This window comes from Persicirhabdus sediminis (genome assembly GCF_016595495.1).
In the GTDB taxonomy this organism is placed as follows: domain Bacteria; phylum Verrucomicrobiota; class Verrucomicrobiia; order Verrucomicrobiales; family Akkermansiaceae; genus Persicirhabdus; species Persicirhabdus sediminis.
Map to the genome: position 1 here is coordinate 215,265 of NZ_JAENIM010000039.1, position 15,344 is coordinate 230,608.

Annotated in this window: 8 protein-coding genes and 1 pseudogene; 6 read left to right on the forward strand and 3 right to left on the reverse strand. The window is 48.0% G+C overall.

Going from position 1 to position 15,344, the window contains the following annotated elements; translation table 11 throughout:
• The first annotated feature begins 56 nt into the window (after nucleotides 1–56).
• The 4 genes from JIN82_RS08460 (at nucleotide 57) to JIN82_RS08475 (ending at nucleotide 9,569) form a co-directional block, all read left to right on the forward strand.
• Nucleotides 57–5,927: a GH36-type glycosyl hydrolase domain-containing protein gene (locus tag JIN82_RS08460; RefSeq protein ID WP_200311195.1), complete on the forward strand. Its 5,871-nt coding sequence runs from the start codon at nucleotides 57–59 to the stop codon at nucleotides 5,925–5,927.
• Nucleotides 5,928–6,103: 176 nt separating this feature from the next.
• On the forward strand, nucleotides 6,104–6,565 hold the full coding sequence (locus tag JIN82_RS08465) for a hypothetical protein (protein ID WP_200311196.1): 462 nt from the start codon (nucleotides 6,104–6,106) through the stop codon (nucleotides 6,563–6,565).
• Nucleotides 6,558–7,127 (forward strand): hypothetical protein, encoded by a 570-nt coding sequence (locus JIN82_RS08470; RefSeq protein WP_200311197.1) that lies wholly within the window; start codon nucleotides 6,558–6,560, stop codon nucleotides 7,125–7,127. The genes JIN82_RS08465 and JIN82_RS08470 overlap by 8 nt, the downstream gene beginning before the upstream one ends.
• Before the next feature lie 282 nt (nucleotides 7,128–7,409).
• On the forward strand, nucleotides 7,410–9,569 hold the full coding sequence (locus JIN82_RS08475; protein ID WP_200311198.1) for a hypothetical protein: 2,160 nt from the start codon (nucleotides 7,410–7,412) through the stop codon (nucleotides 9,567–9,569).
• 115 nt (nucleotides 9,570–9,684) lie between these two features.
• Here JIN82_RS08475 and JIN82_RS08480 read toward each other — a convergent pair whose 3' ends face one another.
• From JIN82_RS08480 to JIN82_RS17710, 3 genes and pseudogenes are all read right to left on the reverse strand, one after another.
• On the reverse strand, nucleotides 9,685–10,161 hold the full coding sequence (locus JIN82_RS08480; RefSeq protein WP_200311199.1) for a hypothetical protein: 477 nt from the start codon (nucleotides 10,159–10,161) through the stop codon (nucleotides 9,685–9,687).
• Nucleotides 10,162–10,605: 444 nt separating this feature from the next.
• Nucleotides 10,606–11,220 (reverse strand): hypothetical protein, encoded by a 615-nt coding sequence (locus JIN82_RS08485; RefSeq protein ID WP_234041872.1) that lies wholly within the window; start codon nucleotides 11,218–11,220, stop codon nucleotides 10,606–10,608.
• A gap of 1,901 nt (nucleotides 11,221–13,121) precedes the next feature.
• A pseudogene (locus JIN82_RS17710) lies at nucleotides 13,122–13,760 on the reverse strand (DUF255 domain-containing protein); the annotation flags it as partial.
• A 320-nt stretch (nucleotides 13,761–14,080) separates the two neighbouring features.
• Between JIN82_RS17710 and JIN82_RS08495 the strand changes: the two are divergent.
• Nucleotides 14,081–14,845, forward strand: a complete 765-nt coding sequence (locus JIN82_RS08495; protein WP_200311202.1) for a ParA family protein — start codon at nucleotides 14,081–14,083, stop codon at nucleotides 14,843–14,845.
• Nucleotides 14,846–14,873: 28 nt separating this feature from the next.
• The coding region (locus tag JIN82_RS08500; protein WP_200311203.1) for a hypothetical protein at nucleotides 14,874–15,344 on the forward strand (471 nt) is incomplete at its 3' end.

The following is a 15,344-nucleotide window of genomic DNA, read 5'->3' on the forward strand; positions in this document are numbered from 1 at the left end:
GGAAGCCATCACTCATTGCCTATGAGCAAAATCGTGAGTGATAAACCAAAGAGCAAATGAAAGTACTGAAATATGTATGGATGTTGGCGTTGCTGACTGTGGGCTGTTTACAGGCCGACACAGTCGCTTCGATTCACTTTGTAGAAGCTGCCCAGCGCGGCTCCTTCAATAGTGATGACAGAGCACAGGCGACGGTTGAATCTGTATTCAACGATGACTTACAGCGCGAAGTGCTGAAGGTTGGATACACCATTGCTGGCGATGCATTCGCTGGTGTATGGAGTAAGGACTACCCTGAAGGGTTAACTCAAGATAGCAAAGACCGCTTCAATGCGCGTGTGGATTCAGCTGACACTGAGCCAGCTAGTGTTCGCGCTAGTTTCGAGCTGAAGGGTACAAGCGGTATACAACTCGTAGACGCTAAGATCGGCGAAGACGTAGCTGCGGCTATCGACTGGGCATTGATCGGCGAGCTCGAAGAAGTCGTCCTCTTGATCCATCGTGTAGGTGAGTCTGAAGAGACTGCCGGCACATTGCAGGTGGATGTGTTCTTCGATTCCCTGTCTCCTATGGAGAAAATGATGCAAAGCCGTCTGTTCCAGATGGGTACTGTATTGGCTGCCTCACTGTTGGCGCTGGTACTGGCATTCATTCCTTCACTTAAGCTGAAGGGCATCGCACGCGACATCACTATGGGTGTGGCGACGACTCTTTTGGTTGCTGTGATTTTTGCAATCTACCGCGAAGCTTGTCAGCCAATGTACTTGGCGCTTGCAGGTGCTGCGATTGCGACTCTTTACAAACTGGCTCTGGCTGGTAAGTCACTGACACTCGGCGAGGCATTCCGCGCTGCTGCTGTGACTGGTTTCTTTGCGGTTGCTTCTACAACCTCTCAGCTTTGGGTAGCTCCAGCATCACTCGGCGGATTCTTCGTTCTGAGTAAATTTGGCGCAGCATTGTTTGCAGCCATTTTCCACGTTGCTGGCATCTTCCGCATGTCTGTGTACAAGAAGCACATTGGCTGGATTGGTTCTATCGTTTGCGCGCTGGCTCCAGTTTCCTTCGGCCTCCTGCTTGCTGTTCAGACAGCTGATACTATCTGGTTGCAGATGATTTATGTGCTTATTTTTGCACAATTTGTCACCAACTCAGCTAACCTGGTAGCGCGTCAGAAATTCGTTCTCGACGGACGCATCCACGGTGTACTTGCACTTTTCTCAGCTGCTGTAGTAGTGGCGCCAATGATTGCTGACTGGGGATCAGCTGGAATGAGCGATGCGCTCAACCCAGTGATTGCGGTTGTAGCAACTATGGTTTCACAAGCTCCACTTTGGGGTTTGGTATTTGTTCTCACAGGAATGGCTGTCGACGCAATGCGCGGCGGTGCTCCTACCTTCGGCTCAGTATGGGCAACTGCTAAGAGCGGCGCGATTAAAGGTGCTGTCTTCAGTGGTGTGCTTATGGGTCTTCTGCAGATCGCTGCTCTCGTGGGCAAGACTGGTCTGGTCGGTAGCTCAATCAGCTTGGTTGTTCTTGGCCTCTTGGTTTTCCCACTGGCTAAAACTATCATCGAGACCTTCGACGGTTCTCAATCATTCTTCGGTCGTGCGCTGAATTCCTATAAAGACCCTGTGCTTTACGTACGTGGTCTGGTTGTTGGTCTGGCATTTGCCATCGGCCTCAACATGGAACTTCCTACGCTTTGCACCAGCACACGCATTCTGTTTGGCGCAGGCTTTGGTTTTGCCGCCTTCGGTGGTGTGAGCATGGTTCGCGACATCCTCTACGGCTTCAAGTCATGGAGATACTACCTCGTAGAAGGCCTTCTTGGTGCCTTCATCGGTGCAGGCCTTGGCTTCTACTTTGATGCCTCACAGATGCCAATCATCGCTACTAAATTCCAGTTCTACACCAGCTTTGGCATGAACTTGGATGATGTTGTGAATGCTTGTAATACTGTAACAACAGCTCGTCCTGACGAGTTCAACGCAATCATCAGTAACTGGGGTCAGGTTAAGCTGTTCTCTGGTGAAACTATTGGCGGCTCACGCATCCTCTTCAACGAAGCGCTCATGGGTGTTATCGGTTGGGGTATTGCTGCTCCATTGTTTGCGATCAACAAAGCTTTCCTTGCAGCGATCCTCAATAAGGACGCAGCTAGCATTAAGCGCATCTTCACTAAAGATGGTTTCGTAGAAATCACTGAAGGTACTGTACACGTTCTCCGTTGGGGTCTGTGGATGGCACCAATCATCTTCACATTCCTCCGCCCAATGGCTGAGCCAACTTGGTACAACCAAGATGGTCTGATCCGTACGGTATTCGCTACCGTGCATAGCTTCGGTGACGGATTTGGCGCGTGGAGCATCGGTGTATTCACTATGATCATCGGTTACTCATGGTTCCGTATCATCATCTTCCTCGACCACATGCTGCTGCGCGTAGCTACTCTGGTTAACTTGTCATTCCTCGGCATGGACAAGCTGGATGAAAAATGTGCGACATTCGTAGGCAAAGACGCCACTGCACGATTCATTCCTGAAGGTGTGAAGCGCTTCACTACTTGGGCACCATTGCTCATTCCATTCTACCTGCCAACTAAGCCAGCTGAAGTCTGGGAGCAAATCCTAGCTGACGGCACTGCAATGCAGGCTAACGCTCAAACATTCACTATCGACATGCTTGCTTACGCTATCGTCTTTGTAGTGGCTACCGCGATCTTCGCATTCTTCCGTAGCCGTTCTGACCGCAATGCGGCAACAGCTGAGAAGACATTCCGCCTCGCCAACAACGAGTACAGCGTTGAGCTGAAATCTACTGGTGAGATCAACTCCACACTTACATCTAAGGGATACGGACTGACCCGCCCAGCATTTGAAAATGTTGAGCCAGCTGGTCGTGTGCTCTACGTAGTGGATGCAGATAAGAAAGAAGGGTGGCCAGTTCTGGGTAACTTCCCAGAAGAGCTGTTCAAGCAATCTGACTACAGCCAAGACGGCGACGTGATCACCGCAGTGAACGAGCAGAACGATGTTCGCACTACTGTGAAAGTGACTCTTCCAAACCGTGAAGACGCAGCTGAAATTTGGGACGTGAATGTGGAAGACCTCTCTGGTCAAAACCGCAATCTCAAGTTGGTACCATACTGTGAGTGGATGATCCACAACGCAGGTACTGACCGTAACCACTCCCAGTACAACCGTCTCTACCCAGAGATGTCCTACCACACTGACCTCAACGCGATCCTCGCGCTGCACCGCTACACCAAATACCACGGTATCTTGGCATCAAGCGTTCAGCCAGAAGGTATGCTCTCAGGTCGTGTCGACTTCATCGGTCGTGCCGGTAGCATCTGGAAGCCACGTGTATTTGAGACACTCGGATTCCGCGAAGCTCTCAACATGGAAGCTTACCCAAGCTTTGACCCAATCGGCGCCCTGTTGATTGATGCGAAGAAGCCAGTCAAGCTCCTCATTGGTTGCTCTAAGACTAAGAAAACCGCCGCTGAATGGATCAACAAACACATCCAGCCAGAGATTGATAAGTCAATTTCTAGCAAGCAGCAGCCGCTCCGCCACCCACTCATCGGTCACGGTGAAGTTCTACCAGGTACGCCTGAGAACTACACTGAGTACGAAGACGATGGCAATACACTGCGCGTGCTGACTCCGTTCACACCGCGTCCATTTGACCACGAAATGTCCAACTCACTCGGACACGTTCTCGCCGTCACCAACCGTGGATTGCATTCAACCACCAATGGTAACGCACAGCAGAACCGTCTGACTACTGACTGGGCTGACGTGACTGGTTCACAAATGCCAGCTGAAGCCTTCTACATCTTCGATGAAGGTAACAACGAGTGGTATGCTCCGACATACGATCCACTCAAGGACAACGATGCTAAGCAAGACGTACGCTTTGGCCTCGACGGTACCGCTGTATTCAACATGCAGAAAGGTGACATCGAGACTGAGCTGAGCGTTCACGTTCCACTTGACGAGCCAACTGGCGTTTACGTGCTGAAGATCAAGAACACTGGTTCTACAGCTAAGAAACTCCGCGTAGCTCCTTACTTCCAGATCGCGCTGGCACACAGCCCAGAGATGGCAGGTAAACTAAAGATCGACCGCGACGCCGCTACTGGCGCGATGTTCTTCGAGAACCCACGCAACAGCTTCCGCGAGGGATCATGCTTCGTGGCAATGAGTGCTCCAGTAGAGAGCTTCACCAACAAGCGTGGTGAGTTCTTCGGACAAGGACGTTCATTCGCTCACCCAGCAATGGTTGACGCAGGTGCAGCACAAGTTGGTACTAAGGACGACTTCGCCGTCGCAGCCATGACTACCAGCATCGAGCTGGCAGCTGGTGAAGAGCAGACAATCTCAGTGGTTCTTGGCCAAGGGGATGATCGCAAGCAAGCTAACGAAGTAGTAGCTAAGTTCCGTACTGTGGAAGCAGCTGAGAAATCCATCGCCGCAACTCGCGAATGGTGGCTCGCACTGCAAGACACACTTGAGCTCGAAACTTCTGACGAAGAATTCGATGCTTACGTGAAATGGATGAAGTACCAAGCACTCGCTGAGCGTATCTGGGCACGTAAAGGATTCTACCAGGCATCAGGTGCCTTCGGTTTCCGTGACCAGCTGCAGGATACTGTCAACATGATCTGGGTTGATCCTAAACTGGCTCGCGCACAGCTCAAGCTGCACGCATCCCAGCAGTTCCCAGAAGGTGACGTCGTTCACTGGTTCTTCCGTCAGCAAGATGGCCGCTCTGGCTTCCTTTGCCGCTCACACGCCTACGATAACCTTCTCTGGTTAGGTTGGGGTATCGCTGAGTACACCCGCATGACAGGTGATAAATCACTGCTCGACGAGCGCGTGACTTACCTGAAAGCTGAAACACCACTACAAGGCCTGCCAGAAGGTAAGCACGGAATGGGCTTCTACCCACTGCGTTCGCCTAAGTCTGACAACATCTTCGAGCACGTACTCAAAGCATTTGACTGCGTATTCGAGAAGCGCCTTGGGCCAAACGGCCTGCCATTGATTGGTGCTGGTGACTGGAACGACGGTCTCGACGAGATCGGTTCAGAAGGTCGCGGTGAGTCAGTATGGCTCGCATTCTTCCTCACCTACATCCTTAAGAACTTCCTCCACATCATCGAGGAGCGTTCAGGTAAGGAGCGTCGTGAGAAGTATGAAAACCGCATGAAGGCTCTCGAAGCTAACGTTGAGAAAGTATGGCGTAACGACCGTTACCTCCGTGCGATCCACGATGACGGCACAGAGATCGGCCTCGAAGGCGCTGGCTACTGGGAAACAGATGCACTGGGTGCTGCTTGGGCAGTTTACGCAGACATCAACCGCGACCGCGCTCGTACCGCTGTAGACACCGCTCTTAAGGTGCTCGAGCGTGACAACGTGATCAGCCTCGGCTTCCCGCCACTTCGCGAAGACACCAAGCCGTACCTCGGTCGTTCATCACGCTACCCAGAAGGTGTGCGTGAGAACGGTATGTACTCACACGGTGTGCAGTGGCTTACACGCGCTTGCCGTCTGCTTTCCGAGCGTTTTGCTGAGGAAGGTAACGAAGAGCTCGCTAAGTACTACCGCGATGCATGTGCCCGTATTTGGTACAAGGTTTCTGCCATCACTCACGTGACTAAGGAAGAGATCGAACTCTACGGTGGCCAGCCGAACAAACAGTGTGCTGATTACCTCACCAAGTACGACCAAGGTCGCATGATCTGGAATGGTTACACTGGTGCCGCTGCTTGGATGCTGCGTCAGGCATGTGAATCCGTTCTCGGTGCCACTCTGATCAACAACGAAGTCGTCATGCCAAAAGACATGGACGCACCTCGTGATCAGCTGACAATCAAGTCGCTTAAGCGCGACGTCAGCAAGAGCCCGCTGAAGTAAGTTCACTTACACAGTAAAAATTATCTCAAGAGGGATGAGCATCAGCTCATCCCTCTTTTTTTGTAGCTGAAATTTTCAGTTTTCAGACCGACACGATGGAGAAAGTAAGCTTTGCAGAAAACCCAACGGGAGATCGTACTTGACCTAGTCTAGCATCTTATTGTTAGCTATCAGCGATGCAGACCTATCCTGTCACTATTGAAAATGTAAAACCACGCCACTTTGGGCGAATGCTTGGTTTAATTCTTGGGGTTTTGATTCTTAGCTGTGTGATATGGACGATCGCAGTTGGACTCAGTTTGTTAGGGTTGGATAGGTTTCTAGCTAGCTATTCATTATCCTCAGCAGCCATCACTGCTAGTTTGTTAGCTTACGCTGTGTTTTTGATACTGCCGCGCGCCTACCTGCAGCGCCACTCAGTGCTTCGCTACGTCTATTTTGCTAGCGCGATTGTTTTTGCATGGCGTTGTATTGACGCGGTTCTAGTTAACCTAGAGCTAGCATTGCTAACGAACAAGTTTGTTTGGATATGCATTGCGGTTAGTCTATGTATGCTCATCACTGTGTGGAATGTGTTAGCTGTTATGAAAAACATTGACGAACTTAGCTCATCAGAAGAAGACATTGGCAATGAGTGAGGTGCATGAAATTCCACACGAACCACTGGCTGGACCAAAGCCTACTAACGGGCTCCTACCTCCGATTGGGTTTCACCATCGTGATGGGAATTATTACCACGAATCATCCTATAGCCATCTTTGGTTCTTCGGCGTGATGGTCTGCATAGCGGTTGGTGTATTAATGGCGCCGATCGAATTTAAGGCGGATTCGGATATACTGAAATACGTCATTGCTGGTTTCTTTGTCTGGGGTGGCATTTGTACCCTGATTGCCTATTTTATTAGAAATAGATTTGGGCAAGTTATCGTCATTAACCCGTTTCGTAAGACGCTCGAGCTGCGTTCTCCTCGTACTAATTTCAAGATTGATCTCGGTCAGATTGTCGAGCTTCAGATGTGTTATGATGAGTCTCCGCGCGCTGGCTATCAACTCAATTTGGCCTGGCGCGATCAGCAAGATGAGATTCAGCGCCATTGCTTATACATGGACACCTCTAAGCGCTTAGTTAGTAGGCTAGCTAAAAAGTACGTGGAGAAATTGTCATTTGATTTCACCGACTACAGCAAGGCGGCCAAGTAGTTGGCATCATTAACAGTCATTGTGTGAAAATCCTAGGGGCGAATAGGTTCGTAGCTAGCTGGCGAGCTAGCTATTGATTATTTGTTTTTCAGTAATTTGTGGCGATATATGCGAATGAGCGAAATTGCCGAGATTTGTATCACGGGTGCGCAGATTGCAAGCTGGATTTGACGTAATCCTGCATCAATATATAAGAGATATCTAGCTGGCGTGGGCAAAAATGACCCTGGCTGACGCTGCTTGTATAGAAATAGATAAGGTAGAGTTTCTGCCACTATATTAATGATGAAAAATTGGATTACACTCGGAACAGCAGCGGCCGTCGCATTGACGTCTGCCAGCTGCGGGAAAAATGATAGTAATGAGCAACAGGGGGATGCAAAGACCTCAAAGAAACTCGACGTAGTAGAACTAGTGGAAGAGGTGAAAGTAGCTGAAGTGGTAGAGGTTGTGGAAGGTTTTTCATTCCCTGAAGTAGATGCTGAGCACGTGCATATGCATAAGCTCTTGGCTAATGCGATGAGCTACATCGACCCTAAGCACGGGCTGATAGATGAAGCTTCTGGGTATCCGCTAGAAGGTTGGAACCAAGATCCATCACGTGGTCTCTATCTGCGTTCATTTACCCAGCTAACATCTATGGGTGAGTGGGTTGAGGTGCTGGCAAATATTGCAGCTGGTTACGCCGATAACCCATACGTTTCTCGCGAGCGTGCGCTGGAAAAATTAGAGCATACTGTGAATACTTTGTTAGCTGACCAGCAAGATCCAGCGGTAAGTTCAAAAGGGCTGCTAGGAAACTTCCTCGGTCTGAAAGATGGCAAGCGTCTTGGTCCGCTAGGTGAAGATGTTAGCAAGAGCGAGCTGGTAGAAGTCTTTGGTCAGGAAAAAGCCGCTGCTATCTGGGGCGCTCTCGCTGAGCGTGGCTGGATCACACCTGTACAAGGTGGCAAAGAAGGCAAAATCAAACGTGGCGCCGAGTACGGTGCTCGTCACTTCACTGGGCCGCTGGAGCCATTTGCCGCGGATGCAGGCAAGATCATGGAAATCCTCGACGAGCGTGTCGTGAAAGTAATTTGGGGCGACAATGTGAACCTAACTTCTTCGGTGGCAAAAGCAGCTGGCGCATTGATGCACCCACAGCTCAAGGATAATGCCAAGGCCGCTGAGTTGGTAGCTAAGATGGAACAATTCATCAACGCACAAAAAGACGGGTATATTGATTTGTTTAACCCTGAAACTGATACCTTCACATTCGGTAAAGATGCATCTCGCGATCAATTTGTTGGCTGGGAAGACATGGATGGCAACTGGGTAGTTGGTCACCAAAACTACTTCATCAACGAGTTCCGCGGACCATTCATGTTCTGCTTCCTCAAGTATGGCTGGCCAATCAACTCTATCAAAAATGCGAGCTTCAAGATGATGCCATATCGTATGGCTGACGGACGTGAGCTCTACACACTAGCAACTTGGCACGGATCTAGCTTCCAGGCTCTCGGTCTGACACAGTTCATGAATGAGCTTAGCTATCCAGGCTGGGCGCAAAACATGAAAAATCAGGTTGCGATCGAAGTCGATTTTGCGACGAAGTTAGGAAACCCAGGTTTCCTATCAGAATCATATAGTGGTCGTGGCGTAGAGTACACTGGCGACGTTGGCGTTCCGGATATCGCGGTGTCTCAAGACGAGCGCATCACCGATGCTCCATCTCTCTATACACTTGGTGTTTCCTACATGGTGGCTCCGGAGAAAATTGAGAATTTCCTTAAAGCTAACTGGCAAGGTGTGAGTGCTTTGTTTACCGACCACGGACCATGGGAAGGCACACTAACTAGCACAGGTGAACCAATCAAATTCCAAACATCAGCTCATACGATGTCTTTGATTCTTGGTGGTATCAATACTGGTAATATCAACATGCAGCGCTATCTAGCAGCTCATGGGCTAGCTGATCAGCTGGTGGAGTTCAACAAGCCGGGCGACGCATTCAATTTCTTTTCTCCAGGCACTCAGCACATCGTCTGGACTGCATCTGGTGATGCGCTGGAAATCAAACACGAAGGCCAGAGCTTCAACCTACACGGCGAGAAAGTGCGCTTTGGTGGCGTCTCTATGGTGATGCCTAACGAGCAAGGTCACAACTTGTCTAATGGGACACTGAAAATCAGCTATCAGGCCGCTGAGCCAATGCCTAAATCATTGATGATTGTAAAGCGTGCGGCTAACCTACCGATCAAACCAATTGCCTTTGAAAACGAGATCTTCACTCGTTTTGATAAGACTGAAGGTGATGAGGTCAAGACGATTGAGGTGCCGCTGCCAGGAACGCCAAACCTTCATAATGTTAAAGAGCTTGTGCTGGTATTTGGTGAGGAAAATGTATTCCGTCCTATCGACCTAACCATCAAGCAAATGGAATTTATTCCAGCTGGTGAATAAGTTTGCCAGCTCTAGCTAGCTCTCAGCTAAGCGACAAAATATCAAAAAGCTCAGTGTGCCATTTTGCATACTGAGCTTTTTTGTTCTGTTGAGCTGACCTAATCAGAACTGCGTGTTATTTCCGGCTGAGTTGATAGTCGAAGGAAATGCCTTCAAAGCGAGTAGGGCATTCGCTAATAATAATATTCTTCATTGACCAGTTAGCTAGTTGATTAAGATCAGTCGGCAAAGTGGCTAGATCTTCTAGGTCGACAGCTTTTATAGTGTTATCGGAGAATGGTCCCGTTAGGGTAGTTTTTTTTGTGCCAGAGGTGATGTCAAACTCACGAATCTTGTGTAGTTCTTCGGTTGTGCCGTATTTAATCCATGAGTACGTGATGGTGCTAATACTAAGTTGGCTGAGCTTCTGGTTGGACTCACCAAGGTCTACATCTAACCTGTAACTAAGTCCACGGCCTTGAGGGATCCTATAATCATTCATTCCTCCTGGTACTGAGATGTGGCCCTCGTTTTTATCGTTGCCAACAATTACCTGCCCGCCTGTGGCACTACTAATAGTTAGCGTGAATTTGATACCTTCATCTGTGGTCACTGTAGCTTGTAAATTTTTTGCTAGCTGACCCAAATGATATTGATCATGAAAACTTTTAGATGAAAATTCTACCTTTCCAGCCCATGCTGGGGAGCTTAGTGCGACAGCGCTAAATGTGCACAGTACGTATTTTTTGGTCATAAATTCCAATTTTTTCTTTGTTATGCTTGTTAATCCCGAGGCTAAAAGGATTAGGGTGAGTTGTTACTCTAGCAATTAGAGGCCCATCATGCAGCAAGAATTGGATTAGTTTTGTTGGATAGATGTTTGTTTTAGGCGTAGATAAAAATTATAATCTAGGGTGCTATTTTATCTGCCTAATTATGGCACAATAATGATGATCGCTTGAGATAATTCTCGCAGCTATCGTTGCTTCACTATCCTCTGGGCTGACTAGCTAGCTCAGTTTGCCTACTCGCTTAATTTCAGGCTAATAACTAGTAGCTAGTTACGACTAAGTTTATAGTTGAAAGTAATACTTTCGAATCGTGTAGGGCAGTCACTGGTAAGAATGTTAGTCATCTTCCAGTTAGCTAGCTGTTTTGGATCAGTGGGTAGGTGAGCAAATGTTCCCAGGTTAGATGCTCTTATGGAGCGATCGTAAAATGGCCCAGTGACTACAGTTTGTTTCTTTTTGGCTATTATTCTAAACTCTCGAATCTGACTTAGCTCGTCAGGCGACCCCAAGTTGAGCCACGAATAGCTGAGTCCGCCAATTGAAAGCTTATCTAGCTTTCGTTTCGTAGACCCATGATCGATAGCTAAGCTAAATGTTAGCCCCTGACCTTTATCAATTCTATTTTCATTTCCCTGCGTAACGGCAATGAAGCCATTGTTAGAGCGGTTGCCGATGGATACTTTGCCGCCTTTTGCGTTACGGATAGTAAGAGTAAATTTAATCCCCTCGTCCGAAGTTACCGTGGTTTGTATGGCATTGGCACTATGACCATATTGGTAGCGGTTGAGGAAATCACTTTGCGTGAATACGACTTGCCCTGCATATAGCGGGGCTGCGCATGAGATAGCGCTTAATGAAATGAGCACGGTTTTGATGGTCATTGAGTCCACGTTTTTCTTTGTTTTGTTTATTAACCCACGGGCTAAATGGATTAGGGTGAGTTTGTGTTTTACTGCCTATTGGTCTGAGATGCAGCTAGAAATAGATGAATTTCTAATGCTAAATGTTTGTTCCTAGCGAGCTATATTCGTGCATTAGCTAATGGCGATTTGCTAACGAAATAGAGGGGCCAAGGGAGCCCTAAGCTAAGCTGGCTAATGTCGCTGTATTGAAATGGCTATAACTATTAGCTAGCTCAGGTTAGATCTGTGAATCACTCGTGTATGCTTATACTAAGTTAGGTTACTCGGGGTTATTCAGCTAGGAACTTTTTGAGTTCAGCGAGCGAACTGGCAACGCCAATGGTTTTGCCATTTTTTTGCACTACGGCAGTGTTGGGGATGTCTGCAGCTGCCGTGTTTTGTTTGTGAAAGTGTGTTGGGTGATCTGGATGGATCTTTGCGACTTTTACAGCTGATTGAATTGCGAACTTGTGCATGGCTTTCTGTTCGTCGTTAGCCAGGGCTCCAATGAAGTAGACACATGGTTTTTGCGATGCATAGTATGCGCTGAGGTAGTCGATATATATGGCTGTACTGTGGCCATTGCTGTTATTTATTTTTGGCATCACACTATCCAGCTCATTTTTATAACCGACATCGCCTGTTAGCTGGAGCAGGGTGCTGAGGTTGCTGTAGGATATAGCGTGGGTGCTAGGCCTCATGCGGGTATTTGGCATGGTATTAAATCCAAATTGTAGCGGTACTGGTGAGTCTTCTGAATTACTCTCAGTCATTGTGCTGATAGACTGATCGTAAAAGTTCTCACGCATCTGATTCTGGCAAGCTACAGCGTGTTTTAGATAGTTTGGCTCTAGCGTGAGTTGGTACATTTGCAGCGCTAGTTTTACCATGCGCGCATAGACGTTAGCATTTGCTGGAACTCCTACGTCCTCGCCATTAAAATAGGCCTGGCTGATAGAGTTTTCTTTAACAAAGAGCTGGCGAATTTGGTCATATAGTTCGCGCGCTTTTTTTTCTGCTAGTTCGTCATTAGTACGCTGTGCAAGGGTGGCGTAGGCTGTAGCCAGCTCAATGTTTGGGCCTGCAGCAACAAGTGCTGAGGTTTGCGCGTCAGGCTTGTGACTGGTTTTTTGTTTGGCTATCTTTTTAGTGGCGCTGGAGTAGAGCGCATAGAGTTTGTCTTGGGGGATAGAGAGTTTGTAAGCGATGTCCTCTAGGCTAGATCTGAGCCCGAGGCTATTTTGTTTGTAGAGTTGCCTGCGAGGGTCGTCAATCATTGGAAGGTTTCCTAAGTTGCGGATGTCGAAGGCGATGCTAATGATGCGGAATTCTTCTTCGCTGAGGATATTTTTCAGCTCATCAGCCGTCCATAAATCTGGTGAGTCAACGTAATCAATGACGCTGTGGTTGATCGCTAATTTGTATAAGTTAGTTGTTGGATCTAGCAATTGCTGGTCGCAGAAGTCTAAGATTTCTTTTGCTTGCTGGATGCTGCGCTTGTGGTCGAAGCGCTGACCGGCATTAATAAGTGCGGTAGCTGTTTGAGCCTGGGTGCTGAGATCTTTTGCAAACTCTGGTTTGTCCCATGTGGTCTCTAACCTGCGAGTGTAGACGCCGCCACTGATGGGATCGATCATCGGGCTGTAGATGAATTGATCGATAGTGTCGTGCGCAATGTCTTGCAGCTTGGGGAATTTCATCTCATCGAGCTGGCTAACAAGTTGTAGGTGTTCGCTAGGTGGATAGACGGGTAAGTTGTCAATTTGGCCAGTGTTGTGGTCGTAGTTAGCTAGAAGTTTACGAGCGAATCTGTTCATCTCGCTGGCTTTCAGTGCTTCCACGCTCTGGCTCTCGTTGATGTATGACTTGAGCTTTGCAATACTATCTCGACTATTGTGAAGCACGTATTCAGATGAGTCGTGCCACAAGGTGTCGATGGTGTGGCTGGTTTGCTGGATCATCTCATTGACTCGTGAGATTTGTGATTGTTGGATGCTGATCCAGGAAATGGGCAGTCCTTCGTGTGAGTACCAGATGATGATCGGGTTGCTGAGTTTTTGGTTGCTCAGCGTGTGAAGTTTCTCAGCTAGGATTAATTGAGCTGGATAGATGTCAGCATCTATCAATGTGCAGATGTGGTTATGGTTGATCTGCTTGCCGGTTCTGTTTGATCTAGCTAAATCATCTAGAATGAGTTTGGTATAGCTATTTGTTGACGATCCGATGAAGGCGAGCACGGTCTTTTTCTCCTGCTTCGCTAGAGTGAAAACTTGCGATGACCACGGCTGCCAGTTGATCGAAGATTTGCTTTGTTGCTCAATCAGTGTGGATTGCGGTCCTGACGATAGCTTGTTGGAGTTAGCGCCCTCTATGTAAATGGCTGCAGAGTTTTCTATTTCAGTGATCTCAGTATCTTTGCATGAGGTTGCGGCAAGTGAGCATATAGCCAGTAAGGTAGCTGGGATGCTCAGCTGCATATTGATTCTTCGGGGGTGAGTCAGAAAGAATGTTTTTGTCATAAGCGCCGTCACAAGGCTAGTAGTGATACGATGAATTGGCTATAAAAAAGCATCATTCAGCGCCAAGTAGGAATGATTATTTATAAGCACCTGTAGTGCACAGTGTTACGATTTAGCTGCATGTTTTTATGTGATGGCTCATGATAAATAACCATTTGTGTGACTTCTTGGAATGAGATCTAACGGTTAAATTGGCGCTAATTCAGTGTTTATGTACGGGTAAAAAAATAGTGAGATATGAGATTTCTGCGTATAAATGAATTTATGCTTTTGCTAGGCATCCCAGCTAACTAAGGTCTGCCGAGTCGAACTTAAAACCTGTGATCACTTTAGTAATATCTAGTCAAAAAGGAGGAGTTGGAAAGACAACACTTTCCATCAACCTTGCCCACGCCTTTGCACGCCAAGGACTAAAAGTCCTGTTGATAGATGCCGATCCCCAGGGGTCGGTGGGATTGTCATTGACTAGGCAATCGCGCTCCTTGAAGGGTTTTTATGATGTCCTTACAGACCAAGCTGATTTGTCGAAAGTTATTGTCGCAACGCGCATGGATACGCTGAGTATCATGGCCACTGGCTTGAATAGTGACTACGCTATTGGCGGCGAGATGCCGTCAAATATCACTAAAAAGGTGGCTGACTTTTATGATGATGTGGCTGAGTTGGGCTACGATTTATGCATCATTGATAGTGCTGCTGGTTTGTTTGGCATGAGTGTGGAGCTATTGAAAAACGCTGATGCGGTGATGATTCCTCAGCAAGCGGAACCATTGGGTGTTAGGTCTGTGCCGAAAATGCTGGAAGGGCTTCGTGCTATCCGCGAGGCAAACCCGCGGCTTCGAGTGTTAGGTGTCTTGATGACAATGGTTCAGTCTCATCTGAAGGAAAGTTTAGACTCAGTCTTGGCTATGAAGAAGTTATTGCCAGACTCACTCGTGTTTACTACAGTCGTTCCAAGAGACGATTTATTTATACAAGCCTGTGCGAAGGGATTGCCTGTTGGGGTGATGCCTGAGGGGGGTGAGTTGATGGAAGTATTTGAGAATTTGAGCAACGAAGTACGAGATAAGCTAGAGCATGTCTAAGCAATCAGATCAGAATAAACCCCCTAAGATGGACAGTGTCCAATCTTGGGTCGATGTGGATGAAGTGAAGCGCATCGCCGATGAACTTAGCTCGCCAGTGCGCGATAAACCGCGTCCGCTGACTTTGAAGTCTAGCAGGCTTGAGCCTAATAGACTGACAACAGAGAGCGAAAAGCCAGCGCTTAAAACTTCTAGCAGTTTAGCGTCAAAAGTCCTTTCTGAAGCCAAACATGTTGCCGAAGCAATGGGCATCCTCGGTCGTTCAGATGATTCGAAGAAGTCGCAGCACGCCGTGGATGAGGTGGAGCCTATTTCTGAAGAAACTCCCGCAGCTGAAGAAGCAGCTGTAGCTGAAGAAGCACCTGTAGCTGAAGAGGAACCTGTAGCTGAAGAGGAAGCTGTAGCTGAAGAAGAGCCAGTAGCTGAAGAAGAATCAGTAGCTGAAGAAGAGCCAGTAGCTGAAGAAGAACCAGTAGCTGACGAAGCGCCAGTAGCTGAA

Excerpts from the sequence above, each read along its gene's own strand:
- JIN82_RS08460 (WP_200311195.1), top strand. The coding sequence starts at position 57 with ATGAAAGTACTGAAATATGTATGGATGTTGGCGTTGCTGACTGTGGGC.
- JIN82_RS08465 (WP_200311196.1), top strand. The coding sequence starts at position 6,104 with ATGCAGACCTATCCTGTCACTATTGAAAATGTAAAACCACGCCACTTT.
- JIN82_RS08470 (WP_200311197.1), top strand. The coding sequence starts at position 6,558 with ATGAGTGAGGTGCATGAAATTCCACACGAACCACTGGCTGGACCAAAG.
- JIN82_RS08475 (WP_200311198.1), top strand. The coding sequence starts at position 7,410 with ATGATGAAAAATTGGATTACACTCGGAACAGCAGCGGCCGTCGCATTG.
- JIN82_RS08485 (WP_234041872.1), bottom strand. The coding sequence starts at position 11,220 with ATGACCATCAAAACCGTGCTCATTTCATTAAGCGCTATCTCATGCGCA.